This window comes from Oerskovia turbata (assembly GCF_000718325.1).
GTDB classification, from domain to species: Bacteria; Actinomycetota; Actinomycetes; order Actinomycetales; family Cellulomonadaceae; genus Oerskovia; species Oerskovia turbata.
Genome location: NZ_JOFV01000005.1, coordinates 303,329 through 328,728 on the forward strand (window position 1 = coordinate 303,329; position 25,400 = coordinate 328,728).

Below are 25,400 nucleotides of genomic sequence, written 5' to 3' on the forward strand. Positions count from 1 at the left end.
TGCGGGTCAGACCTTCCCGAGGTCGAGCGAGCCCGAGGCCGCACCCGACTGGTCGCCCTGGGCCACCCGGTCCAGGTACTCGCGCGCCTTGGTCGTCTCGGTCTCCAGGACGCCGATGGTCTGCGCCATCGAGTCCAGCGCCTGCACCTTGAACGTCGAGATCGAGTCCATGGTCGCGTAGATGTTCTGGAACGCGGCCTGGAGCTGGGGGAGACCGACGGTCGCGCTCGCGGCCTGCGACTGGATGGTCGCCGACTGGTCCGCGAGCATCTTGGACGTCGAGGCGATCATGTTCGACGTCGTCGTGTTGAGCGCGGTGATCTGGTCGAGGACGAGCTTCTGGTTCGCGAGCGCCTGCGCCACGATGACGGCCGTGCGCAGCGCCGAGACGGTCGTGGTGGTCGCACGGTCGACGCCCTTGATGAGCTCGACGTTGTTCTTGATGACGATGTCGATCGCGAGGTAGCCCTGGATGGACACCGCGAGCTGCGTCAGGAGGTCCTGGTGCTTCTGGCGCACGTAGAACAGGACGTCCTCGCGCAGCGCCTTGGCCTTCTCCGGGTCCGTCGCGTCGAGCTCGGCGGTCTTCGCGGAGAGCTGGGCGTCGAGGCGCTCGGCCACGTAGATGTACTGGTTGAGGCGCGCCATGGTGTCCCACAGGTGCTGCTTCTCCAGGTTGAGCGCGGCGTTGTCCTTGCGGAGCTCGTCCTGGCCGTCGTAGAGCGCGCGGATGATCGCGTTGAGGTGGCCCTGCGCGGACTCGTAGCGGCGGAAGTAGTCGGTCAGCTTGTCGCCGAAGGGGATGATGCCCAGGAGCTTGCGACCCACGCTCGCCTCGGACGGGTCGAGGTTCTCGACCGTTCGGCGCAGCTCCAGGAGCGTGCTGCCCACCTTGGAACCCTCGGACAGGCCACCCTCCTTGAGCGCGCGCACGGGCGTGGCGAGGAGGCGGTTCGACGAGTCGGCCGCGGTGCGGATGTCCTGGTCGCCCATGGTGCGCACGTCGTTGGCCTTGGCCGCGAACTCGGGCGAGCGTGCGTCGGAGGCCATGAGCGCGTCGAGGTAGGACGTGACCTTCTGGTCCAGGCCGGGGATCGCGGCCTCGTCGACGCGCGGAGCCATCGCGGGAGCCTGCGTGGTCGCGACGGGCTTCACGGGCTCGGGCGCGGAGAGCACGAGGTGCTCGGTCGCGGCGGGGGGCTGGAGCGGTGCTGCCTCGGTCATCGTGATCCTTCGCTCGTGACTGACCGGGGTCGGTGCGAGACCCACCCCTGGAACCCGGCGAACCGGGCAAGCCGGTCGACCGGCCGGTCCGGGGAGTATATCCGCGACGGGTGGCCGGTTCTTTACTCTTTCACGCCCCGGGAGAGGAGAGAACTCCCGGCGACGGGATTCCTGGCCGGGGTGGCTGGATCGTGGCCCGCCGTCCGGGGCGATCTTCACCCGGTCCTGAGGTGGGCCCCGCTGTGAGAGGAGGGGCCGGACCGCCTCTGCGGGCTAGGTGTCCAGCGTGTCCAGCGTCGCGCGGCACAACGCACGCACGCGGTCGACCAGACGTGTCCCGAGCTCGTCGTGCCCGCTCACGTGCTTGGAGACCACACGCTCCAGTGCCCCGGGCAGGTCGTGTGCGAGCCGGGTGACGTTCGCCCGCACGTCGGGGACGGGTACGCGGCACGAGCGCGCCATCTTGTCCCAGTGGCGCCCGTGGACCGCGCCGAAGACCCGGTGCCCACCTATCGACATCGCTGCGCGGTCGAGCTCCGAGTCGGGGTCGGTGATGTCGTACGGCAACGCGGACGCAACGTCGTACAACGGCGCCAAGCGCACCTGAGGCCCCGCGAGCAGCACGGAGTAGTTCTTCACGTGCGCGTCCGGGGCGCCGATGAGGTAGTTGAAAATGACCCCGGAAACGAACCGGCGGACGTCCGTGTCCGCGTCGCTCGCACGGTCGCGCAGGAGCGTCGCGATACGACCGACGCCAGGACCTCCGCTCGCCTCGTACTTCTTGCGGGGGTATACCGACAGGGCCTGTCCCAGGTCCTCCTGATGGATGCGCACGATGTCGTCCCCGCGCCGTCGCCGGTCGTACCGCGCGACGACCAGCGCCGGCTGATCGTCGAACGTGAGGAACTGGGTGCTGGCTGCACTCAGTCCGCACGCAACAGCGGTCAGCAAGCAGAGGTGCTCGTTCAACGCTTGGTCGCGGTACCCGCTGACGCCCGGCTTGACGATGTGCGTGGACGCGGCCCCGCCGGTCGGCTCGAACCACGCGCCGTCGCGGTTGCGTGCCAGCGTGAACTTGCCTTGCGCGCCGCCCAGGCTCCACCGTTCCCCAGGTGCGGCCCACGAGCTGTCGTCCTTGCGCAGCGCGGCCAACCGCTCGGCGACGTCCCCATCTGTGAGCGCTCGCAGGTCCTCTGGACGCGTCAGTGCCTGATCCACCTGGTCGGGAGCCACGAACTGCACCGCGCCCGCGCAGTCCAACCCCATCCGTTCCAGGAGCGCGAACGAGTTCTCCGGGCTGACACCCCAGCGGTCCGCCCACCGCTCACGCACCGCTTGACTGTCCGGCAGCAGGCCCGCCATGTACGCGTCCAGCACCCGCCCGCCATGCGTTCGGGCACCGACGGGCATCGACAACGACAGGGGCGTCGCATCGACGCCGTCGTGGTCCTGCGCGTACGTGAGCTGGTGACGCCCATGACGATCTTGTGTCACGGTGGCGATCGCCGCCCCGTACAACAGCACGATCAGCTCGCGACTCACAGCGGGTCCGTGTCCTGCTCGAGGGAGTCCAGCGAGAACGCCGCGGGCGCCAACGGCTCCAACCGCCACCCCATCCCCAACGCCCGAGCGACCGCCAAGAGCTTGCCCACCTCACCGTTCGGATGCCCACGCTCGATGAGCCCGATCGTCAACCGGGAGACGCCCGAGGCTCTCGCCAGGTCCTGCTGCGTCATACCTGCACCCAGGCGCGCAGTGCGCACCTGGGCACCCAACCCGGTCGCGCTCGTCATGTCCATGCATGTCAAGGTACTCCAGCATCCCGGAATGTCAACGCACCCGGACATTCCGGGATGTAAGCGTACGGTGACATTCCGTGTCGCTGGGGAGCGGGGTCCGGAGGCCCTGAAGGTCCGGGGACGGGAGGAGCGCCCGAGCAGGACACGAACCGATCGCCCCACCCGGATCGAGCGCCGCTACACCGCTCCCAGGGACTCAACTCCTGGGGCTGCGTGTGCTGCACTCCTGCTGCGCGTCGCGGCGGCCATGGTCACGAGTCGGACGACGGTGTTGGTCAGAGGGGTGCCCCGAGCAGGACTCGAACCTGCAACCTACGGATTAGAAGGCCGTTGCTCTATCCATTGAGCTATCGGGGCGCGGGGACCATCGTAGTGGGATCCGGCCGTGACCTGCGCGCACGCGCGCGAGGCGGACGTGTCGCACGGGGCGAGCGGCGCCGTCGGGCAGTTCTGGCCGAGGGCTGGAGCGACGCCTCGCACACCACCTCGACCCAGCCCCACGCCCCCGGTCGGCCATCTCACCCGCCCCTGTCGCAGTCCGTCACCCGATCATCGGCGCGCGCGTTTGGCATCGCCTCGGGAACCACAGAAGATGAACGGGTGACGACCCGACATGCTGCCGACCGTGCCCCGCGGGCTTTCTCCGCCTCGGGCCGGACGCCCGGCATCACGCCTGGCAACGCCCCCGAGGAGATCGGGACCACGGTCTACGACGTGGGCCGTGACCTGCGCCGCGACGTCGCCGACGCCCGCCTGCCGCTGGACCTCGACGGGGCCGGGGACGCCGAGGAGGCCCGCAAGCGCCTCCTGAACCAGCTCGACGAGCACCTGCTGCCCCGGCTCAAGGAGCTGTCCTCGCCCGCGGTCGTCGTGATCGCCGGGTCGACGGGCGCGGGCAAGTCGACGCTGTACAACTCGCTGCTGGGCGAGGAGGTCTCGACGGCGGGCGTCCTGCGCCCCACGACCCGTGAGCCCGTGTTCGCGTACAACCCGCTCGATGTCGACGTCCTGGTCCACAGCCCCACGACGGCGATGTCGCGCGTGGTCGAGCACGACGGCGTGCCGCGCGGCACCGCGCTGCTCGACGCCCCGGACCTGGACTCGCTCCTCGCGGAGAACCGGTCGACCGCGGCCCAGCTGCTCGAGGCCGCGGACCTGTGGCTCTTCGTGACCACGGCCGCACGCTACGGGGACGCCCTGCCCTGGGTCGCGCTCGGGCAGGCCATGGAGCGTGGCGCGAGCGTCGCGATGGTCCTCAACCGGGTCCCGCAGCACAACCTCACGACGATCCGTGGCGACCTCCTGGCGCGCCTGCGCGAGCACGGCATGGAGGGGGTCCCGCTGTTCGTGATCCCCGACGTCGGCCCGCACGAGGGCATGCTCGACCGTGCGACGGTCGCACCCATCGCGCGCTGGTTGACGATGCTCGCGGGGCCGGACCGCTCGCGGGCCGTGATCGTGCGCACGCTCAAGGGGTCTCTCGCGGCGCTGCCCGCGTGGGTCACGGGCATCGCGGACGCGGTGCAGGAGCAGGTCGAGGCCGCGGAGGTCCTGCGCGAGACGATCGACCGCGCGCTGCCCGACGCCGAGGCCTCCGCCCGCCGGGCCGTCGCCTCAGGCGTCGTGGCCGGGGGATCGGTCGCCTCGCGCTGGGCCCAGCTCGCGGGTGCGGAGAAGATCGACCGCGTCAAGGTCCGGCACGGGCAGGCGCGCTCGACCAGGCGCAGGGGCCGCTCGCGCGAGGTCGCGCTCGAACCCCTGCTGGAGGAGGTGCGCGCCGCGGCGACCCGCACGCTGGTCGCCGCCGGGGTCACCGCCGACGACGCCCTGCGCGCTGCGCTCTCCGGCCCGTCGGCCCCTCCGGGTGGCCCGGCGTTCGCCCCCGAGCACGGTGACCCGGTCCGTGAGGCAGCACGCGAGCAGGCCGCGGCGACGCAGGTCCACGAGTGGGTCGCCGTCGCGGACCGTGCCGTCGAGGCCCTGCGGGGCGTCGACGAGCCCGGCATCGCGCCGCAGGAGACGGCCGAGACGCGCCGGGCCGAGGCCGCGGTCAAGGCGTTCGGCACCACCGGCCTGGCGGCGCTGCTCCTCACGGCCGCCGCGGGGTCCGACGACGCCGCTCGCCTCGTGCACAGCCTCCTCGGCGACGCCGGGGACGCGTCGGTCACGACCCTGACGTCGGACCTCGCGGACCGTGCCGCCGTCGTGGTGGCCCGCGAGGCGCTCGACCTGCACGACCGCCTCGACATCCCCGCCCTCGCACCGGATGCCGCCGTCGGGCTGCGCCTGCGCCTCGCCGAGCTCAGGAGGCTCTCATGACGTCCCACGACACCCTGCTCCGGTCCCGGACCGACGACCTGGCCAAGGCCCTGGACCTCGCGGGCGACCGGCTCGACCCGGAGGTCGCGGCCCGAGTCCGCACCGCGATCGGCGGGGTGCGGGAGCGTCTGGCGCTCGGCGTGGACCACACGGTCGTGGCGCTCGCGGGCGGTACGGGCTCGGGCAAGTCGAGCCTCTTCAACCGCATCTCTCGGCTCAACTTCGCGGACGTGGGCGCCAAGCGCCCCACGACGGCGCGCATCACGGCGTGCTCGTGGAGCGACCAGGCGACCGCGCTGCTGGACTGGTTGGAGGTCGACCCGGAGCGGCGCATCACGCGCGGCAGCGAGCTCGACGGCGACGCCGAGCAGGGTCTGGAGGGCCTGGTCCTGCTGGACCTGCCGGACCACGACTCGATCGAGCCCGCGCACCAGGAGGTCGTCAACCGCGTCCTGCCGCTCGTCGACCTGCTCGTGTGGGTCGTGGACCCGCAGAAGTACGCGGACGACGCGCTGCACTCGGGCTACCTGCAGAAGTCTGTCGGCCTCGAGGCGTCGATGGTCGTGGCGCTCAACCAGATCGACACCGTGCCCACGACGCAGCGCGGCAACCTCGTCGCGGACATGGGGCGACTCCTGGAGGAGGACGGGCTCTCGGGCGTGTTCGTGACGATGGTCTCGGCGCGCACGGGCGAGGGCCTCGGGCAGGTGCGCGAGCTCCTGGAGCAGGCCGTGGCCCGCCGGAGCGTGGCCGCGAGCCGCGTCGCGGGCGAGCTCGACCGTGCGGGTGCGCTCCTCCTCGAGGAGACGCCCGGCGAGGTGCCGTGGACCATGAGCACCGCGGTCGACGAGGAGGTCGCGGCGATCGGTGAGGCCACGGGCCTGGCGGCCGTCGCGGGGCAGGTCGCGGCGGCGGTGCGCAACGGGTACGGCCGCCCCGAGTTCGCCCCGCCGCAGGTCGACGCCGTCGCGCTGTCCCGTAGCCGGTGGCTCGCGCGGGCCGGCAAGGCGTTGCGTCCGGGCTGGAAGCACGCGCTCGACGAGGCGGTCGCTCCTGCGGACCGGCTGGTCGAGGACACGCAGCGCGCGCTGTCGAAGGTCTCGCTCGACACCCGCGGGCCGTCCTCCGCGCGCGCGACCCGTACCACGGCGCTCGCGGCGATCGGCGTTGCGGTGGTCACGGGGGCGCTCGCGATCCTCAGCTCGTTGGGCGTGCTGGACCTGGACAAGGCGATCGTCGCGACGTTCGCGATCGTGGCCGGGGCCGCGGTCCTGGTCGCCCTGGGCTTCTTCCTCGCGGGGCTCCAGATCCGCCGCACGCTGGCGCGCCGCCGGGAGGCGACGGTCGTGGCCTCGGGGCACGGCGCCGTCGAGCGGGTGGTCCAGGAGACCATGGGCAGGCCCACGCAGAAGCTCCTCGACGAGCACCGGCGGGTGCGCGAGCTGGCGCAGTCGGCGCGCGACACCGGCAAGGCATCGCCGCTCACCGGGCCTCTGACGTTGCCCACAGCCCAGGACCTGAGCGACCTGTCCACAGACGCCCCTTCGGCCCAGGACGCTGCGACGCGCGAACCGTCAGCCTGAGTGCGCGGTCGGCACCAGGCCGGCCCCGCACCCAGGAGGAACGATGGGCAACGACGTCACGGTGACGCTGGCAGGCTTCATGGGCACGACCCCCAAGCTCTTCACGTCCCCGACCGGCAACGACTTCACGAGCTTTCGCATCGCGAGCACCACGCGCTACCTCGACCGCTCGCGCGGCGAGTGGGTCGACGGGCGCACCATCTGGTTCACCGTGAAGGCGTGGCGGGCCATGGCGCAGAACGTCGCGGCGTCGCTGCGCAAGGGCGACGCGGTCGTGGTCACGGGCCGCCTCGCGGTCGACGAGTGGACCAGCCCCGAGGGCCCGCGCACCAACCTCGTGATCGAGGCGAGCGCGCTCGGCCCCGACCTGACGCGCGGTCGCGCGCAGTTCCAGCACACGGTCCACCGCACCGCCCAGCCCGACGGCGCCGCGGACGCCCCGGCGCCCGCCTCGCCCGGGGGCGTCCCGGCCTCGGGGAGCCCGGGGTCCGGTGAGCGGACGGGCGGCCTGAGCGAGGGACCGGGCGACGGCAGCGCGTGGGACCTGGGCGGGCTGGGGGAGCCGTTCCCCGAGGACGACGACGCCGAGCACGGCCTGGTGGACGACGCGCTGGGGGAGCAGGGACCGGGCGCCGACGACGCGGGCCTGACCGACGAGAAGATCGAGGCCGACCACGCTCACGAGGACGTGCTGACCGGCGGGCTCCTGGCGACGCGCTGAGGCCCGACCGCGTAGGCTGGGGGGTCGAAGACGCCCGCCCCACCTGGGGCACCCCGGGTCCGGGGCGGGCGCACAGCATCCCGCGAGCGATCGAACGGTGGAACAGAGCCAGTGGCTGAGTTCATCTACTCCATGTACAAGGCGCGCAAGGCGCACGGTGACAAGGTCATCCTCGACGACGTCACCCTGAACTTCCTTCCCGGGGCCAAGATCGGTGTGGTCGGCCCCAACGGTGCCGGCAAGTCCACGATCCTGAAGATCATGGCCGGCCTCGAGCAGCCCTCGAACGGCGACGCCCGGCTCTCGCCGGGCTACTCGGTCGGCATCCTGCTGCAGGAGCCGCCGCTGAACGAGGAGAAGACGGTCCTCGGCAACGTCGAGGAGGGCGTGGCCGAGATCAAGGGCAAGCTCGACCGCTTCAACGAGATCTCGGCGCTCATGGCCGAGCCGGACGCGGACTTCGACGCCCTGCTCGCCGAGATGGGCACCCTGCAGGAGGCCATCGACGCGGCCGACGCGTGGGACCTCGACTCCCAGCTCGAGCAGGCCATGGACGCGCTGCGCTGCCCGCCGCCGGACGCCGACGTGTCGGTGCTCTCGGGTGGTGAGCGCCGCCGTGTCGCGCTCTGCAAGCTCCTCCTGGAGAAGCCCGACCTCCTGCTCCTCGACGAGCCCACCAACCACCTGGACGCCGAGTCCGTCCTGTGGCTCGAGCAGCACCTCGCGTCGTACCCCGGCGCGATCCTCGCCGTGACCCACGACCGCTACTTCCTGGACCACGTCGCGGAGTGGATCTGCGAGGTCGACCGCGGTCGCCTGTACCCCTACGAGGGCAACTACTCCACGTACCTGGAGAAGAAGCAGGAGCGCCTGGCGATCCAGGGCAAGAAGGACCAGAAGCTCGCGAAGCGTCTGAAGGACGAGCTCGAGTGGGTCCGCTCCAACGCGAAGGGCCGCCAGACCAAGTCGAAGGCGCGTCTGGCGCGCTACGAGGAGATGGCTGCCGAGGCGGACCGCACCAGGAAGCTGGACTTCGAGGAGATCCAGATCCCGCCGGGCCCACGCCTGGGCTCGGTCGTGCTGGAGGCCCAGAACCTGCAGAAGGGCTTCGACGGCCGCCAGCTCATCGACGGGCTGAGCTTCACGCTGCCCCGCAACGGCATCGTCGGCGTGATCGGCCCCAACGGCGTCGGAAAGACGACGCTCTTCAAGACGATCGTGGGCCTCGAGCCCCTCGACGGCGGCGACCTGAAGGTCGGCGAGACCGTGTCGATCTCCTACGTCGACCAGTCGCGTGGCGGGATCGACCCCAAGAAGACGCTGTTCGAGGTCGTCTCGGACGGTCTGGACTTCATCAAGGTCGGCAACGTCGAGATGCCCTCGCGGGCGTACGTCGCGGCGTTCGGCTTCAAGGGCCCGGACCAGCAGAAGCCGGCCGGCGTGCTCTCGGGCGGTGAGCGCAACCGTCTGAACCTCGCGCTGACCCTCAAGCAGGGTGGAAACCTCCTGCTGCTCGACGAGCCCACCAACGACCTCGACGTCGAGACCCTGGGCTCGCTCGAGAACGCCCTGCTCGAGTTCCCCGGCTGCGCCGTCGTGGTCTCGCACGACCGGTGGTTCCTCGACCGCGTCGCGACGCACATCCTCGCGTACGAGGGCACCGAGGAGGACCCGGCGAACTGGTACTGGTTCGAGGGCAACTTCGCCTCGTACGAGGAGAACAAGATCAGCCGCCTGGGTGCCGACGCAGCGCGCCCGCACCGCGTCACGTACCGCAAGCTGACGCGCGACTGACCAGCGCACGACCGGTGCTCACCCCGCTGACGGGCGGCACCGCGACCGAAGGCCCCCGGCGATGGCGGATCCGCCGGGGGCCTTCGTCGTCCCGGCGCGCTCACCGGTCGCGCGGGCGCTCCGTCCGGCAGACTGAGGCGCATGACCCAGCCGAGCGACGACGCCGTCCCGCCCGTCGGCGGTGACCCCGTCGACAGCGCCTCCGAGGAAGCGGTCCACGGTCGTCACGCGGCCGACGAGGACCCCGGCGCGGGGAACGCGCCCGCGCGGACGGCGGCGGGCACCGACGAGCTCGTCGCCGCTCTCGACGTCCTGCGGGGCGAGCTCACGGCGCAGCGCCTGCCTCTCGTGACACCGGGCGTCGAGGAGGACCGTCGGACGCTCGCGCTCGCGGTCGACCAGCTCGACGACTACCTGCTCCCGCGCCTGCGGTCACGGTCCGCGCCGCTGCTCGTGGTGGTCGGTGGCTCGACGGGCGCGGGCAAGTCGACGCTCGTGAACTCGGTCCTGGGGGAGAAGGTCACGGTGCCGGGGGTCCTGCGGCCCACGACCCGCTCGCCCGTGCTTGTCCACCACCCGCTCGACGCCCGCTGGTTCAGCACTGACCGCATCCTGCCGGGGCTCGCGCGCGTCGCGGGGCCCGCGGACCACGGCTCCGCGGAGGGGGCGCAGCGGTCGGTCCGGCTGGTCGCGTCCGAGGTCCTGCCGCAGGGCCTGGCGCTCCTCGACGCCCCGGACGTCGACTCGGTCGTGGTCGAGAACCGCGAGCTCGCCGCGCAGCTCCTGGGTGCCGCGGACCTGTGGCTCTTCGTGACCACGGCCGCCCGCTACGCCGACGCGGTGCCCTGGGACCTGCTCCACGAGGCCGCGACCCGGCGCGCGCAGGTGGCGCTCGTCCTGGACCGGGTGGACCCCGGGGCGGAGGCCGTCGGCGCAGACCTTCATCGCCTGGCCTCGGAGAACGGCCTGGGCGACGCACCGATCTTCGTCGTGCCCGAGGCGCCGCTCACGGACGGTCTGCTGCCCGAGACCGCGGTCGGGGAGATCTCGCGCTGGCTGACTGCGCTCGGTGGCGACGCGGGTGCGCGCTCGGCCGTGATCGACGCGACGCGGGACGGCGTGGTCGACGACCTGGTGCGGCGCGCGCTGCGGCTCGCGGGCGCGGTCGACGTGCAGCACGAGGCCGACGACCACCTGCGGTCCTCGGTCGACGCGGCGTACGACGACGCGCGGCGCACGGTCCTGGCCGCGACGAGCGACGGCGCGATGCTGCGCGGCGAGGTCCTCGCACGCTGGCAGGACTTCGTGGGTACGGGCGAGTTCTTCCGGGCGGTCGAGCAGAAGGTCGGTTCGGTCCGCGACGCGATCGGCGGCTTCTTCCGGGGCAAGGGACGCAAGGTCCCGGGCGTCGAGGAGGCGATCTCGCACGGCCTGGAGTCCGTGGTGCTCGACGCCGCGGAGGAGGCCGCCGAGCGCACCTACCGTGCGTGGCGTGCCGACCCGGCCGGAGCCGCGCTGCTCGACGGGCTCGACCTGTCCCGCGCCTCGGCCTCGCTGCGGCCCCGGGTCGCGGAGGAGATCCGGGGCTGGCAGTCGGACGTCCTCGCGCTCGTCGGCGAGCAGGCCGCGGGCAGGCGCGGCACGGCGCGTGCGCTGTCGTTCGGCCTCAACGGCCTGGGCGTGGCGCTCATGATCCTCGTGTTCGCCTCGACGGGCGGCATCACCGGGGCGGAGATCGGGATCGCGGGCGGGACCGCGGTCCTCGCGCAGAAGCTCCTGGAGGCCGTGTTCGGCGACGACGCGGTCCGCCGCCTGACCCGCACCGCGCAGGACCGGCTCGCGGGCCGCGTCGCGGCGGTGCTCGACGGCGAGGCCCGGCGCTACACGTCGCAGCTCGACGCGCTCGGTACGGGGGACGCCACGGGGGCCCCGCTCCGGGCCGCGGCGTACGACGTGCGCCAGGCCGCGCGGCGCGAGCAGAAGACCCGCGACCGGGCGGGCGCGACGGGAGAGGGGAGCGGCGCCGTCGGGCAGGGGGGTGCCCTGCGCGGGGCGCGCGCCGTCCCCGCGTCCGCGCCACCGGACCCTACCGACACCTCGGCGACCGAGCGTCCCGGGTTCTGGCGCCGCCTGTTCGGTGGTCGTCCGGTCGAGCCGGGCGAGGCCGCCGCCACCGGGGACGAGCCCTGATGGCCCGCCTCGACCTGACGGCCCGCACCGCCGCGCTCGAGACCGCAGTCTCCGCCGGCACGGCCCGCCTGCCCGACGACCTGCTCGACGACGCCCGCGCCGTCCTCGCGCACACCGCGACGCGCACCGCGCTGTCGGCCGAGCACACGGTCGTCGCGCTCGCGGGCTCGACCGGGTCGGGCAAGTCCTCGCTGTTCAACGCGATCGCGCGCGCCCCGCTCGCCCGCCCGGGCATCACCCGCCCGACGACGGGGCGCCCGATGGCGGTCGTCTGGGGGCCGGGGGCCGACCCGTTGCTGAGCTGGCTCGAGGTCGGCGACCGCCACCACGCCGCGGACCGCACGGGCGTCGCCACCGACGGGCTCGTGCTGCTCGACCTGCCGGACCACGACTCGGTCGTGACCGAGCACCGCGCGATCGCCGAGCGCCTGGTCGAGCGCGTCGACCTGCTGGTGTGGGTCGTCGACCCGCAGAAGTACGCGGACGCGGCGCTCCACGAGCGGTACCTGCGCCCGCTCGCGGGCCACGGCGACGTCGTCGTGGTCGTGCTCAACCAGATCGACCGGCTGACCCCCGAGGAGGCGACCGCGTGCCTCGCGGACCTGCGCCGGCTCGTGGCCGAGGACGGCCTCTCCTCGGCGCGCGTCCTGGGCGTCTCGGCGACGACGGGGCAGGGGGTCGACGAGCTCGACGCGCTCCTGGGCCAGGCAGCCGCCCGGCGCGAGGCCGCGGTCGCGCGCATGGTCGCGGACGTGCGCGGCGTCGCGCGCCGGATCGCGGACGCGTGCGGGGACAAGGTGCCCGAGCGGTCGCAGGACGCGGCCCGGTCACGCCTCGTCGACGCCCTCGAGGCCGCGGCCGGTGTGCCGACCGTGGTCGACGCCGTCCGCGGTTCGGCGAACCGGCGCGCCCGCGCCGCGACCGGGTGGCCGCCCACGCGGTGGATCGGGAGGCTGCGCGTGGACCCCCTGCGGCGCCTCGGGCTCACGCGCGGCACGGACCGGCCCGACCTCGCCCGGACGTCCGTCCCGCGGGCCTCGCCCACGGTCGCGGCCCGCGCGCAGGTCGCCGTCCGCGAGTACGTGTCGACCATGACGGCCGGTGCCCCCCAGGACTGGGCCCTCGCCGCGCGAGAGCGCGTGACCGACAGGACCGGGGGGCTTGCCGACGAGCTCGACCAGGCGGTCGCGGGCACCGAGCTCGAGGCCGCGCGGCGCCCGCGCTGGTGGGGCGTCGTGAGCCTCCTCCAGTGGGTCGTGCTGGGGGCCCTGGTCGTGGGGCTCGTCTGGCTGGGTGTGCTCGCGGTGCTCGCCTACCTCCAGCTCCCGGCCCCCGAGACCCCGGCGTGGCGAGGGTTCCCCTGGCCGACGCTCCTGGTCGTGGGCGGGGCGGCGGTCGGCGTCGTGCTGGCCCTCGCGTCGCGTGTCGCGGGGGCTCTCGGTGCCCGACGGCGTGCGGCCCGTGCGCGTCGCAGGCTGCGGGAGAGCATCGGGAAGGTCGCGGGGCGCCTCGTCTGGCTCCCCGTCGCGGAGGAGCTCTCGGCGCTCACCACGTGCCGTGTGGCCGCCCAGGTCGCGGCGACCTGAGGCGGGCGTAAGGTGACCCGGGTGCCTCATCGCCGATCCCCGGCGGACGAGAGGCGCGCGCCCCACGTGAAGAAAGGACTTCCATGACCCGCCTGCACGTCCCCGTCGCCCTGCGCTGGTCCGACCTCGACGCCTACCAGCACGTCAACAACGTCGAGATGCTGCGGCTCCTGGAGGATGCCCGCATCACCGCGTTCTGGCGTCACCCCGAGGCGTCGCTCGAGGAGAGCTGGCCCACGGCGGTCCTCGACACGGGGCCGCACGCGACGTCGCACACCCTGGTCGCCCGGCAGGAGATCGAGTACCTGCGGCCCCTGGGGTTCACGCGGAGCCCGGTGCGTGTCGAGATGTGGCTCGGGCACCTGGGTGGGGCGAGCCTCGAGGTCTGCTACGAGGTGCACACCGAGTGGCCCGACGGCGCCGAGCGGACCGGGCCCTCGATCGGCAGCAGGCCCTACGCCAAGGCCGCGACGACCATCGTGGTCGTGGACGCGGCGACGGGCGCACCGCGGCGCATCACCGAGCCCGAGCGCGCGGCCTGGCAGCCGTTCGTCGAGGAGCCGCTCGAGTTCCGACGCCGAGGACGCTGAGCCTGTCCGGACCGGTCGACGTCCCCCCGACGTCCTCGCCCGCGGGGGGCGTCCGCCGGTCCCGTGACGCACACGACCGTGACGGATGCCCCCGGTAGATGTCATGATGCGCGCGTGGACACCGTAGAGGTTGTAGGCGCCGACGTGGCCGTCGACGCCGGACCCGAAGACGTTCTGCCCGTTCTGCCCCGGTCCGAGGCGCCCCTCTCGGACGTCGAGCTCGAGCTCGACGCCGTGGACTGGGGCGCCTACCAGGGGGCGTTCGGCGCGGCCGACGTGATCCCTGCCCTGGTGCGCGCCGTCGTCGGGCCGGCGGGGGCCGAGCAGGACGAGGCCCTCGACCTGCTGTGGCAGGTCGTGAACCACGACGGGGCCCTCTACGGCGTGTCGGTGCCCGCGCTGCGCGTGCTCGCGGCGGTCGTGCGGGACGACAGCCAGCCCGAGGACGTGCGCAGCGGGGTCGCGCTCCTCCTGCTGACCATGGGCGCCGCCCACCTGCCCGGCGAGCCCGCCGACCAGGTGGACCTCCAGCTCGAGGTGCTGCTCGCCGCGCAGGAGGTCCTGCCCGGCCTCGACGAGTCCTTCCTCCACGGACCCCGGACGCTCCAGGTCGCGCTGCTCGCGTTCCAGGCCGTCACCGGGGAGGCGACGTCCGCCGCGGGGCGTGCGGCCATCGCCCGTCTCGTCGCGGCCGACGAGCCGCTGCTCGCCGCGATCGCCTCGCTCACGTTCGACCTGGTCTCGGGTGCCGTGCCCGCTCGCGGGGCCGTGCACCGGCCCGGTGTGCTCGACGAGGACATCCGCGAGCTCATCGAGGACTACGCCGACCTCACCGACGTCACGCTCGCCGGCATGGTCGTCAGCGAGACCGCGTTCGCCCTCGTCGACCGGATGCTCACCGCGCTCGAGGAGTAGGTCGCAGCAGGTCGGTCGCCCGGCCTACCTGCCCTCGGCCGCTGCCGCTGCCGCCGCTGCTCGCTCCGCGGCCTCGGCGATGTTCTTCTGCATGCCCCCGAACACGACGCCGTGGAACGGCGCGACCGACCACCAGTACACCTGCCCGGCGAGCCCGTGCGGGTGGAACAGCGCCCGCTGCGCGAAGTAGGACCGTCCCGGCCCGGACGCCTCCTCGGGAGCTGGACCGACGTCGTCGGGCCCCGTGATCTCCTCGGCCGAATCGTCGACGCGCAGCTCGAGCCACGCCAGACCCGGCAGCCGCATCTCGGCACGCAGCAGCAGGCGCCGACCGGGCTCGATGGCCTCGACCCGCCAGAAGTCCAGGACGTCGTCGACCACGAGCGTGCGCTCGTCGCGACGCCCGCGCCGCAGGCCCGGACCGCCCGATAGCCGGTCGAGGAGCCCGCGCACCCGCCACGCGAGCGACCACGAGTACCAGCCGCGCTGCCCGCCGATCGACTCGATCACGGACCACAGGACGTCGGCGGGGGCGTCGACCACGCGTCGGCGCTCGTCGACGTAGAACGAGCCGCCCGCCCAGTCGGGGTCCGAGGGCAGAGGGTCGCTCGGCGCGCCCTCGACCGCGGCCGACGACCAGCGCGTGGTCACCTCGCCGTCGTGGACGCGCTGGAGCGCGAGCTCGACCGCGCGGCGGAAGCCGATCAGCCCGCCGGGCGGGTCGGGGACGTACCGCGCGATGTCGTGCTCGTCGCACACGACCTCGTGGACCAGGGACTCGACCAGGGGCCGCGCGATGCTCGCGGGCACAGGCGTCACAAGACCCACCCAGTGGCTCGACAGGCGCGGGGTCAGGACCGGGACGCTCACGATGAGCCGTCGCGGCAGCCCGGCGACCTGCGCGTAGCCCTGCATCATCTGCCGGTAGGTCAGGACGTCGGGCCCGCCGATGTCGAACGCGCGCGAGACGTCGGGGGGCATCGTCGCGCTGCCGACGAGGTAGCGCAGCACGTCACGGACCGCGATCGGCTGGATGCGGTTGTCGACCCAGCGCGGCGTCGTCATCGCGGGCAGGCGCTCGGTGAGGTAGCGCATCATCTCGAACGACGCCGAGCCCGAGCCGAGGATCACCGCGGCCTGGAGCACCGTCGTCGGGACGCCCGAGGCCAGCAGGATCTCGCCCACCTCCTTGCGCGAGGCCAGGTGCGGCGACAGGTCGGCGTCGTCGACGTCGGGGAACAGGCCGCCCAGGTAGACGATCCGTCCGACGCCCGCCTCGCGGGCCGCCCGGGCGAACGTCAGGGCCGTACGCCGGTCACGGGCCGCGAACGAGCGGCCCGTGCCGAGCGAGTGGATCAGGTAGTACGCGACGTCCGCCCCCTGCAGGGCCTCACGGATCTGGTCCAGGTCCGACGCGTCCGCCTGCACCAGGTCCACGTGCTGCGCCCAGTCGCGGCCGGCCAGGCGTTCAGGGCGGCGGGCGATCGCGCGGACGCGGTGCCCGGCGCCCAGGAGCTCGGGGACGAGGCGGCCGCCGACGTAGCCCGTCACGCCCGTGACGGCGACGGTCAGAGGATCCGGACCGGGGGCGGGCCCGGTGGGCCCTTCGGCGGGGGTGGGCGGAGTGGGCGGGGGAGCGGCGTCGTCGGCTGTGGTCATGGTGCTTCCCATGGTGACGCGGGCGGCGGCCGCTCGCGACCGGCGGCCCTCCGTCCCCCTCACCTGAGCAGCTCCAGCACCGCGCGCTCGGCCGCGGCCCGGCTGCGCCGCCTGCCCAGGAGCGGCTCGATGGTCTGCCCGCGCTCCCAGAGGTCGATCAGCCGCGGGTCGATGTACGACGAGCGTGCGACGGCCGGGGTGTTGCCCAGCTCGTCGGCGACGTCCCGGACCACGCCCGCGACCACGGCCCGCCGGGCGCGGGCGGACGAGGGCGGTGCGCCCGCGTCCGCGAGAGCGCGGGCGGCGAGGACGGTAGCGTGCCAGGTGCGGAAGTCCTTCGCGGTCGCGTCCTCGCCCAGGCGCTCCTTGAGGTAGGAGGTCACGTCCGCGCTCGACACGTCGTGCCAGGCGACGCCGCCCGGCGTCTCCTCGCGCCACGCGAGCAGGTCGCCCGCGCCCCGACGCCGCACGAGCGTCGTGACGACCTCGCGCACCCGTCCGTCCTCGACGACGACGTCGCGCACCTGCCCCGACTTCGCGGGGTAGCGGAAGTGGACCGAGCCGTCGCGCCGCACGCGCACGTGCTCGGTGCGCAGCGTCGCGAGCCCGTGGCTGCCGTTCTGCTTCGCGTACGCCTCGCTGCCGGCGCGGAAGTAGGCGAGGTCCAGGAGCCGGAACGCGAGCGCGAGGACCTTGGCCCGCGGCATCCCGTCCGCCGCGAGGTCCTGGGCGACCCGGCGGCGCGCGGCAGGGAGCCGCGCGCCGACCGCCAGGACGTGGTCGAACTTGCGCCGGGCCCTGCGCTCACGCCACTGGTCGTGGTACAGGTACTGGCCGCGTCCTGCGTCGTCGTACCCGAAGGCCTGGATGTGGCCGTTCGGGTAGCGGCAGATCCAGACGTCCGACCAGGCGGGCGGGACGACCAGGCGGGTGCAGCGCGCGACCTCGTCCGGGTCGCTCAGCCGCGAGCCGTCCACGTCGAGGTACGAGAACCCCTTCCCGTGACGGCGTCGGCCGTACCCGGGAGAGGAGACCGAGACGCGGCGCAGGCGGACCATCCGGTCATCCTGCCCCGCGCCCCAGGGACTCGCTCGTCAGCCGAACGTTCAGACCGGCAGCCGCAGCATGCCCTCCTGCGCGATGCTCGCCACGAGCGTCCCGTCGCGCGTGAAGACGCGGGCGGCGCCGAGGCCCCGCCCGCCCTGCGCGCTCGGGGAGGACTGGACGTAGAGCAGCCACTCGTCGACGCGTGCGTCGCGGTGCCACCACATGGCGTGGTCGAGGCTCGCGATCGAGGCACCGGGCGTGACCCAGCTCGACCCGGTCTTGCGCAGCACGGGCTCGAGCATGATCTGGTCGCACGCGTACGCCATGAGGGCGCGGTGCAGGAGCTGGTCGCCCTCGACGGGCCCGCGGGCCTTCATCCACACCATCTGCTGGTCGGTGCGCTCGGCACCGGGGCCCAGGTAGAGCGAGCCGCCCACGTGGCGCAGGTCGAACGCGGCCTCGTGCGAGCGCGAGCGCGCGGCGGGGTGCGGGATCTTGCCGAGCTCGTCGAACGCCGACGGCAGGGTCTCGGGGTCCGGGGCCTCGGGCATGGGCGACGTGTGGTCGACGCCGTCCTGCTCCTCCTGGAACGACGCGATCATCGACAGGATCGGCTTGCCGTGCTGGACGGCGTGCGTGCGGCGTGCGCTGAACGAGCGGCCGTCGCGCAGCTTCTCGACGGCGAACTCGATGGGGGCGTCGAGGTCGCCCGCGCGCAGGAAGTAGCCGTGCATCGAGTGGGGTCGGCGATCACCCTCGACGGTCAGCCCCGCGGCGATGAGCGCCTGGGCGAGGACCTGTCCGCCGTAGATCCGGGCGTTGGGCTGGTCGACGCTCAGGCCGCCGAAGCGCACGTCGGCGCCGTCGGAACGCGAGTCGTCGGCAGGCTTCTGCTGGAGCTGGAGCGCCCGCAGCAGGTTGCCGAGCGGGTCGCGCGCGAGCTCGTCGGCCGTGACCTTGGTGCGCAGGGGCCCGGCCGGAGTGGCCTGGGCAGCGCGGGCGGTCTCGTCGGGCTGGCCGGGCTGGTGGGTCTGGCCGGGCTGCCGGGTCTGGTCGGCGCGGGGGGCACTCACGTCGGTCACGTCACTCCTCGAAGGTGTTGATCAGCGAGTGGGCGGCACGTTCCAGGTAGTCCCAGAGCGTGGCCTCGTGCAGCGGGGCGAGGTCGAGCGAGTCGACGCCGGCACGCATGTGCGCGAGCCAGCGGTCCCTCGCGTCGGGGTTGACCTTGAAGGGGGCGTGGCGCATGCGCAGGCGGGGGTGGCCGCGCTGCTCCGAGTACGTCGTGGGGCCGCCCCAGTACTGCTCGAGGAACATGGTCAGCCGGACCTTGGCGGGGCCGAGGTCCTCCTCGGGGTACATGGGCTTGAGGACGGGGTCCGCGGCCACCCCCTCGTAGAACACGTCGACGAGCCGCACGAACGTCTCGTGCCCCCCGATCGCGTCGTAGAAGCTGTCCGAGGATGCGACGGACTCGCGCAGGCGCGGGGGCGCGGCGCTCACCGGGAGGGCAGCGGAGGGGCCTCCAGGCGGCGGCGCGGGCGTGCCGCCGGGGTGGGGGACGGGATCGCTGGTCACGCGGCCATCATCCCATCCGGTCGCGCACGTCCGGGCGTCCGGGCGACGTGACGCTCGCCGCTGTCGGGCTCCTCACAGCCCCAGCCCGTCGAGCTGGGGGAGGGCCGCCCGGACCGAGGCGCGCGCGTCGGCCGCGCTCTCGGCCGCGAGCGCGAGCTGCGCGACCTCGCGGCACTCCGCGATCGTGACCGCGCCCAGCAGCGCGGCGACGTCGGGGATCGCGCGCGCCGTCATCGACAGCGAGGACACGCCGAGCCCGACGAGCACGGCCGCGAGCACGGGGTTCGACGCCGCCTCGCCGCACACGCCCACGGGCCGCCCCTGGAGGTCCCCGCCGCGGCAGGTCGCGGCGACCAGCTGGAGGACCGCAGGCTGCCACGGGTCGCTGAGCTCGGCGAGCGAGCCCAGGAGGCGGTCGGCGGCCATGGTGTACTGCGTGAGGTCGTTGGTGCCGATCGAGGCGAAGTGCGCGCGGGCGAGCACGGGACCGGCGAGCAGGGCTGCGCTGGGCACCTCGATCATGACGCCCGCGGTGTCCAGCCCGTGGGCCGCGCACCGGGCGACGAACCACTCGGCCTCGGCGACGGTCGAGACCATGGGGGCCATGACCCACACCACGGCCTCCTCGGCCGCGGCTGCGAGCGAGACGGCCTCGAGCTGCTGCTCCAGGAGGTCGGGCCACTTCTCGGCCGTGCGCAGCCCGCGCACCCCCAGTGCAGGGTTCTCCTCGTCGTCGACCGACAGGAAGTGCAGGGGCTTGTCGGCGCCCGAGTCGAGCGTGCGGATCACGACCTTGCGGCCGGGGAACGCGTGGAAGACCGTGCGGTAGGCGTCGACCTGCTCGGCGACCGTCGGTGGCTCCTCACGGTCGAGGAACGCGAACTCGGAGCGGAAGAGCCCCACCCCCTCGGCCCCGGCGGCCGCGGCGGGTTCGGCGCCCGCGGGGTCGCCGATGTTGGCCAGGAGCTGGACCCGGTGGCCGTCCGCGGTGCGTCCTTCGCCCGAGAAGGTCCGCACGGTCGCGGCGAGCGCCCGGGCGGTCGCGACCTGCTCGTCCGTGGGGTGGACCAGGACGGTCCCGGCCGACCCGTCGACGAGGACCGTGTCGCCCGCGTCGAGCGCCTCGCTCGCCCCGGCCGCGGCGACGACCGCGGGGATGCCCATGGCGTTGGCGACGATCGCGGTGTGCGACGTGGGCCCGGCGCCGTCGGTCACGATCGCGAGCACACGCGCCGGGTCGAGGCCCGCGGTCACCGACGGGGCCAGGTCGAGCGCGACCAGCACGAACGGTTCGGGGTGGTCCGGCACGCCCGGTGCGGGGCGGCCCGAGAGCGCGGCGACGATCCGGTCGCGCACGTCCGCGATGTCGCGCGCACGCTCGGCGAAGTACCCGCCGAGGGCCTCGAACTGCTGCGCGACCGACTCGGCGGCCTCCCACACGGCACGCTCGGCGATCAGGTGCTCGTCGACGACGCGCCGGGCGGCGTCGGCCGCGAGCGTGGGGTCGGCGGCCATCGCGGCCGTGGCCTCCAGGACGTCGCGCGTGTCCCCGGTCGCGGTGGCCGCAGCCCGTTCGAGGTCCGCCTGCACCTGGGCGGCTGCGACCGGGATACGGTCGGCCTCGGCGCGCAGGTCGGCCGTGGGGCGCAGGCGGAGCCCGGGGGAGGGTTCCGCGAGCGGTTCGGGCAGGAAGACGACCGGCCCGACGACCTTCCCGGGGCACACCCCGATACCGGTGATCGTCCGCTGTTCCTCGCTGGCCACGACGTCCTCCTGAGCTCGCCCGGTCCCGGCGGTCGGCCGGGTTCCCCTCCCTGGCAGTGTTCCCCAGCCGCGAGCCGAGCGCCAAGCGGGCAGGCGGCAGCTCGACGGGGCGGGGGGAAATCGCCCGCTGTTCTCCCTCGGCCGCACGTGCTGTGAGACTAGGGTGGAGGAAAGAGGCCTGTTCGCAGGCCTTCCCCCCGGCAACGGCGCCCGCAGCACAGGAGTCAGGAGTTCGTAGATGAGCAAGGCACAGCAGATCCTCGAGGCGCTCGGCGGACAGTCGAACGTGGTCGACCTCGAACCCTGCATCACCCGGCTGCGCGTCGAGGTGACCAACCCGGCGCTCGTCGACGAGGTCGGCCTCAAGGCCACGGGGGCGTTCGGCGTGGTGCGCTCGGGCCGCGTCATCCAGGTGATCGTGGGCCCCGAGGCGGACAACCTCGCCGCCGAGCTCGACACCCTGCGCTGACACGAGCAGATGCCACCGACCGGTTCCGCACCTCCAGCGCCCCCCGCAGGTTCCGGCACGTCGACGGACGAGGCCGGGCCCCGCGAACGCCTACGCGTGGGAGCACCGGTGAGCGGCACGGTCGTGGCGCTGCGCGACGTCCCTGACCCCGTGTTCGCGCAGGCGTTCGCCGGGCCCGGACTCGCGATCGAACCCTCGGTGGACGGCGACGGGATCTCCACGGTCGTGGCCCCCGCCGCGGGCACGGTCGGTTCACTGTTCCCGCACGCCTTCGCGCTCGAGGCGACCGGTGGGCGCACCGTCCTGGTCCACCTGGGCATCGACACGGTGCGGCTCGGGGGAGAGGGGTTCCAGCTCCACGTCGAGCCGGGAGACCGGGTCGAGGCGGGCGCGACCCTGCTGTCCTGGGAGCCGCCGCGAGTGGCCGCGCTGGGCCTGGCGACAGTGTGCTCGGTCATCGCGCTCCAGGGCGACCCGTCGCTCCTGACGTCGCTCGTCCGCCCGGGCGCGGCCGTCCGGGCGGGCGATCCGATCCTCGCCTGGGGCTGAGGACCGGCCCGCTGCCGGTCGGCTACCTGTCCGGCTGTGCCGGGTCGTCCGGCAGCGCGTCGCGCGTCTGCAGCGAGTCCTTGGCCTGCACCTCGTCCTTCGGCTGCACGACGTCGCGCGCCTGCAGGGCGTCCGGGTTCTGCGCGGTGTCACGGTTGTGCACCGCGTCCTTGTCGTGCACCGCGTCCTGCGGTGCTGCCTCGAGGGCAGCGGGCGGCTCGGCGCCGGCCAGCGGCACGTGCGCCGCGGCGAGGCGCTCGCGGACCGTGGTGCGCAGCGCACGGGAGATCTCGCCCTGCATCGAGGCCTGGGTCTTGACGGAGACCTTGAGGACCATCTCCTCGGGGGTCATCGACTCGATGCCGGACACGGCGGGCTGCTCCAGGAGGTAGGTGCCCAGGACGGGGTCGGCGGCGACGGCCTCGCCGGCCTCGCGCAGGACCCGCTCGACCTGGTCGAGGTCCGCGAAGTAGGCGACGTGTACCTCGGCCGAGGCGCGGCCCCACTCCTGCGACTTGTTGCCCGTGCGCAGGATCTCGCCGTTGCGGATGTACCAGAGGGTGCCGTCGCCGTCGCGGACCTTGGTCACGCGCAGCGCGACCTCCTCGACCGTCCCGGCCACGACGCCGAAGTCGACCGAGTCGCCCACGCCGTACTGGTCCTCGAGCAGCATGAACGTGCCCGACAGGAAGTCCTTGACGAGGCTCTGTGCGCCGAAGCCCAGCGCGACGCCCACGATCCCGGCGGATGCGAGGAACGGCGCGATGTTCATGCCCAGCTCGGTGAGCACCATGAGGACGATCGTCGATCCGAGCAGGATGTTCGCGGTCGAGCGCAGGACCGAGCCGATCGTGCGGGCACGCTGGGCCCGACGTGCGCTCGCGAGAGGGTTGGCGCGCAGCAGGACGTTGCCCACGGGCGACGCGGACAGGCCCTTGAGGCCCGTCATGCCGCGCCGATCGGTGAGGGGGGTGCCGTCGGCGATGTGCTCGGTCACGCGGCGGATGACGCGGCGGATCACGGCCAGCAGGACGGAGCCGATCACGACGATGAGGATGATCCGCAGCGGCGTGCCGAGGAACCAGTCGAGCCACACGTTGGCGTGCTCGGCGATCTCGTCGCCGATGTCGGTGGGGGACGGGGACGGGGAAGCCATCCCGGCAGGTTACCCGCCGCAGCGAGCGGCCCGACGACGTCGGGCGCCTCACGTGACGAGCCTCACCGGCCGCGGGGGACGGGTCCTGCGGAGGGCCTGTGAGGACGGTGCGCGGGCGGTGTGCGCACGGGTCCGAGGGGCTGAACCTGGCGACCACCCGCGCCACACCGGGCGCAAGGCCTGCCGTCGCCCCCGTGCTCTGGCAGGATCACCCTCGTGAGCGTTCCACAACATGTCGCGGCCGACGTGCCCGAACCGCTGGTCCAGCTGGCCGCGGCCCATGGTGTCGCGCCCGACTTCTGGGGCTTCGACGGCACGCAGCGTCAGGTGAGCGCGCAGACCCTCGTCGCGGTGCTCGAGGCGCTGGGCGTGCCCGCGTCGTCCCCCGAGAAGGTCGCCGTGAGCCTCGAGCACTCGGTCGACGACGAGTGGCGGCAGATGCTGCCCCCGACCGTCGTGGTGCGCCAGGGCGACGAGCTGCGGTTCCCTGTGCACGTCGCCGACGGCGCACCCGTCGAGGTGTGGGTCGAGCTCGAGCCGGTCGAGCCGACCGGGTACCGGTCGACCGCGCCCGCGGTGCGCGCGCACCGTGCCCTGAGCCAGGTCGACGCGTACGTCGAGCCCCGCACGGTCGACGGCCGGGCGGTCGGGCGGGCGACGTTCGCCGTCCCGGCGGACCTCCCGCTGGGCTGGCACGAGATCCATGCCACGAGCGAGGGCACGCAGGCGCGAGCCACGCTGGTCGTGACGCCGCAGCGGCTCGAGCTGCCCCGGGCGGTGCGCGAGGGGCGGGCGTGGGGCCTCATGGCCCAGCTCTACTCGGTGCGGTCCAGGGCGTCGTGGGGCGTGGGGGACCTGGCGGACCTCGCTGACCTCGCGTGGCTGGGAGCGCACCGGGCGGGGGCCGACTTCGTGCTCGTCAACCCGCTGGCGGCGGCTGAGCCCCGCACCCCCATGACCCCCTCGCCCTACCTGCCCACGAGCAGGCGCTTCGTGAATCCCCTGTACATCCGTGTCGAGGACGTGCGCGAGACGGGCTATCTCTCGGCCGCGGACCGTTCGCTCGTCGAGTGGGCCTTCGACCCGGTGCGGGACCTGAGCTCCGACGCGGGCCCGATCGACCGGGACGCTGCCTGGGAGGCGAAGAAGGCCGCGCTCGAGGTCGTCTTCGCGGCGCCGCGGTCGACCGCGCGCCAGGCGGCGTTCGACGCTTTCCGGGCCGAGCAGGGCAAGGGGCTCGAGGACTTCGCGACGTGGTGCATGCTCGCCGACCACTTCGGCGACCGTGACTGGCCCCCGCAGGTGCTCGACCCGACGTCGCCCGCGGTCGCGGCGCTGCGCGAGCAGCTCGACGACCAGGTCGAGTTCTACTGCTGGCTCCAGTGGGTCGCGGACGAGCAGCTCGAGGTCGCGCAACGCACGGCCCTGGACGCCGGGATGTCGATCGGGATCATGCACGACCTCGCCGTGGGCGTCCACCCGCACGGGGCCGACGCCTGGGCGCACCACGACGTCCTCGCGGGCGGGGTGACGGTCGGCGCGCCGCCGGACATGTACAACCAGCAGGGGCAGAACTGGTCGCAGCCGCCGTGGGACCCGCGTGCCCTGGCCCGCGCCGGGTACGCGCCCTTCCGCGACCTGCTGCGCACGGTGCTGCGTCACGCGGGCGCGATCCGGGTCGACCACGTCATCGGTCTGTTCCGGCTCTGGTGGATCCCGGGTGCGGCGCGCGCCGACGCCGGGGCCTACGTCCGCTACGACCACGAGGCGCTCGTGGGCATCCTGTGCCTCGAGGCGCAGCGCGCCGGGGCCATGGTCATCGGCGAGGACCTCGGGGTGTACGAACCCTGGGTCCGCGACTACCTCGCCGAGCGGGGCATCCTCGGGACCTCCGTGCTGTGGTTCGAGAAGGGCGAGGGCGGGCGTCCGCTGGCCCCCGAGGCGTACCGCCGGCTCGCGCTGGCCACGGTCACGACGCACGATCTGCCCCCGACCGCGGGATACCTCGCGGGCGAGCACGTCGACCTGCGTGAGCGTCTGGGCCTGCTCACCGAGCCGGCCACCCAGGTCCGCCAGGCGGCCCGCGCGGAGCGGGACGGCATGGTGGCCTTCCTGGCAGAGCGCGGGCTGATCGGTGACGACCCGTCCGAGCGTGAGCTCGTCGAGGCGCTGCACGTCCTGATCGCGCAGACGCCCGCGGCCCTGATCGGTGTCTCGCTCGCCGACGCGGTGGGGGAGCGTCGCACGCAGAACCAGCCCGGGACGGACCAGGAGTACCCCAACTGGAAGGTCCCGCTGGGCGACTCGTCGGGCAACGTGGTGCTGCTCGAGGACCTGTTCGACAACGCCCGTCTGCTCTCGCTCGCGAAGGTCATGCGGGAGGCGCTGTCCTGACCCCTCGTCGAGGTAGAGGCCTGTCGTCGAGGTAGAGGGTTCCAGCCCTCTACCTCGACGTGA

At 73.6% G+C, this 25,400-nt stretch carries 20 protein-coding genes and 1 tRNA gene; 11 read left to right on the top strand and 10 right to left on the bottom strand.

The window, feature by feature from the left end; all coding sequences use genetic code 11:
- Positions 1-6: 6 nt before the first annotated feature.
- From IE95_RS0107005 to IE95_RS0107020, 4 genes are all read right to left on the bottom strand, one after another.
- The gene (locus tag IE95_RS0107005; protein ID WP_030150916.1) at positions 7-1,224 is read right to left on the bottom strand and encodes a toxic anion resistance protein; all 1,218 of its coding nucleotides are present in this window, start codon (positions 1,222-1,224) and stop codon (positions 7-9) included.
- A gap of 273 nt (positions 1,225-1,497) precedes the next feature.
- Positions 1,498-2,766 (bottom strand): type II toxin-antitoxin system HipA family toxin, encoded by a 1,269-nt coding sequence (locus IE95_RS0107010; RefSeq protein WP_051702831.1) that lies wholly within the window; start codon positions 2,764-2,766, stop codon positions 1,498-1,500.
- Entirely contained in the window at positions 2,763-3,023 is a 261-nt protein-coding gene (locus IE95_RS18735; protein WP_051702832.1) for a helix-turn-helix transcriptional regulator, read from the bottom strand. Before IE95_RS18735 ends, IE95_RS0107010 begins: the two co-directional genes overlap by 4 nt.
- A 284-nt stretch (positions 3,024-3,307) precedes the next feature.
- Positions 3,308-3,380: transfer RNA gene (locus IE95_RS0107020), tRNA-Arg, on the bottom strand.
- Between the two features lie 243 nt (positions 3,381-3,623).
- Here IE95_RS0107020 and IE95_RS0107025 point away from each other — a divergent pair.
- The 8 genes from IE95_RS0107025 (at position 3,624) to IE95_RS0107060 (ending at position 14,721) form a co-directional block, all read left to right on the top strand.
- Positions 3,624-5,342 carry a GTPase gene (locus tag IE95_RS0107025; protein WP_084689911.1) on the top strand — a complete coding sequence of 573 codons (1,719 nt, stop codon included), beginning with the start codon at positions 3,624-3,626 and terminating at the stop codon, positions 5,340-5,342.
- On the top strand, positions 5,339-6,925 hold the full coding sequence (locus IE95_RS0107030; protein ID WP_036571253.1) for a GTPase: 1,587 nt from the start codon (positions 5,339-5,341) through the stop codon (positions 6,923-6,925). The genes IE95_RS0107025 and IE95_RS0107030 overlap by 4 nt, the downstream gene beginning before the upstream one ends.
- 43 nt (positions 6,926-6,968) lie before the next feature.
- Positions 6,969-7,646, top strand: coding sequence for a single-stranded DNA-binding protein (locus IE95_RS19505; RefSeq protein WP_051702833.1), 678 nt, complete (start codon positions 6,969-6,971; stop codon positions 7,644-7,646).
- Between the two features lie 111 nt (positions 7,647-7,757).
- On the top strand, positions 7,758-9,440 hold the full coding sequence (ettA, locus tag IE95_RS0107040) for an energy-dependent translational throttle protein EttA (protein ID WP_030150922.1): 1,683 nt from the start codon (positions 7,758-7,760) through the stop codon (positions 9,438-9,440).
- Between the two features lie 141 nt (positions 9,441-9,581).
- The gene (locus IE95_RS0107045; RefSeq protein WP_051702834.1) at positions 9,582-11,630 is read left to right on the top strand and encodes a dynamin family protein; all 2,049 of its coding nucleotides are present in this window, start codon (positions 9,582-9,584) and stop codon (positions 11,628-11,630) included.
- Entirely contained in the window at positions 11,630-13,216 is a 1,587-nt protein-coding gene (locus tag IE95_RS0107050; RefSeq protein WP_030150924.1) for a GTPase family protein, read from the top strand. Before IE95_RS0107045 ends, IE95_RS0107050 begins: the two co-directional genes overlap by 1 nt.
- An 83-nt stretch (positions 13,217-13,299) precedes the next feature.
- Positions 13,300-13,806: an acyl-CoA thioesterase gene (locus tag IE95_RS0107055; RefSeq protein ID WP_030150925.1), complete on the top strand. Its 507-nt coding sequence runs from the start codon at positions 13,300-13,302 to the stop codon at positions 13,804-13,806.
- A gap of 114 nt (positions 13,807-13,920) precedes the next feature.
- On the top strand, positions 13,921-14,721 hold the full coding sequence (locus tag IE95_RS0107060) for a hypothetical protein (protein WP_129429385.1): 801 nt from the start codon (positions 13,921-13,923) through the stop codon (positions 14,719-14,721).
- A 24-nt stretch (positions 14,722-14,745) separates the two neighbouring features.
- Here IE95_RS0107060 and IE95_RS0107065 read toward each other — a convergent pair whose 3' ends face one another.
- From IE95_RS0107065 to ptsP, 5 genes are all read right to left on the bottom strand, one after another.
- Positions 14,746-16,380: an SDR family oxidoreductase gene (locus IE95_RS0107065; protein WP_084689938.1), complete on the bottom strand. Its 1,635-nt coding sequence runs from the start codon at positions 16,378-16,380 to the stop codon at positions 14,746-14,748.
- Between the two features lie 59 nt (positions 16,381-16,439).
- Positions 16,440-17,438, bottom strand: a complete 999-nt coding sequence (locus IE95_RS0107070) for a DNA topoisomerase IB (protein ID WP_030150928.1) — start codon at positions 17,436-17,438, stop codon at positions 16,440-16,442.
- A gap of 48 nt (positions 17,439-17,486) precedes the next feature.
- On the bottom strand, positions 17,487-18,395 hold the full coding sequence (locus IE95_RS0107075) for an acyl-CoA thioesterase (protein WP_030150929.1): 909 nt from the start codon (positions 18,393-18,395) through the stop codon (positions 17,487-17,489).
- A gap of 115 nt (positions 18,396-18,510) precedes the next feature.
- Positions 18,511-18,930, bottom strand: a complete 420-nt coding sequence (locus tag IE95_RS0107080) for a globin (RefSeq protein WP_420819368.1) — start codon at positions 18,928-18,930, stop codon at positions 18,511-18,513.
- A 147-nt stretch (positions 18,931-19,077) separates the two neighbouring features.
- Positions 19,078-20,769, bottom strand: coding sequence for a phosphoenolpyruvate--protein phosphotransferase (ptsP, locus tag IE95_RS0107085; protein ID WP_030150931.1), 1,692 nt, complete (start codon positions 20,767-20,769; stop codon positions 19,078-19,080).
- 238 nt (positions 20,770-21,007) lie between these two features.
- Here ptsP and IE95_RS0107090 point away from each other — a divergent pair, with 238 nt between their 5' ends.
- Positions 21,008-21,238: a PTS sugar transporter subunit IIB gene (locus IE95_RS0107090; RefSeq protein ID WP_030150932.1), complete on the top strand. Its 231-nt coding sequence runs from the start codon at positions 21,008-21,010 to the stop codon at positions 21,236-21,238.
- A gap of 108 nt (positions 21,239-21,346) precedes the next feature.
- Complete coding sequence (locus IE95_RS0107095; RefSeq protein WP_240666219.1) at positions 21,347-21,787, top strand: PTS sugar transporter subunit IIA; 441 nt, start codon at positions 21,347-21,349, stop codon at positions 21,785-21,787.
- A 22-nt stretch (positions 21,788-21,809) separates the two neighbouring features.
- Here the strand turns inward: IE95_RS0107095 and IE95_RS0107100 are convergent, their stop codons facing one another.
- Positions 21,810-22,943: a mechanosensitive ion channel family protein gene (locus IE95_RS0107100; RefSeq protein ID WP_051702835.1), complete on the bottom strand. Its 1,134-nt coding sequence runs from the start codon at positions 22,941-22,943 to the stop codon at positions 21,810-21,812.
- A 216-nt stretch (positions 22,944-23,159) separates the two neighbouring features.
- On the opposite strand from IE95_RS0107100, the gene malQ reads away from it, so the two are divergent.
- The gene (malQ, locus tag IE95_RS0107105; RefSeq protein ID WP_051702836.1) at positions 23,160-25,337 is read left to right on the top strand and encodes a 4-alpha-glucanotransferase; all 2,178 of its coding nucleotides are present in this window, start codon (positions 23,160-23,162) and stop codon (positions 25,335-25,337) included.
- Positions 25,338-25,400: the final 63 nt, after the last annotated feature.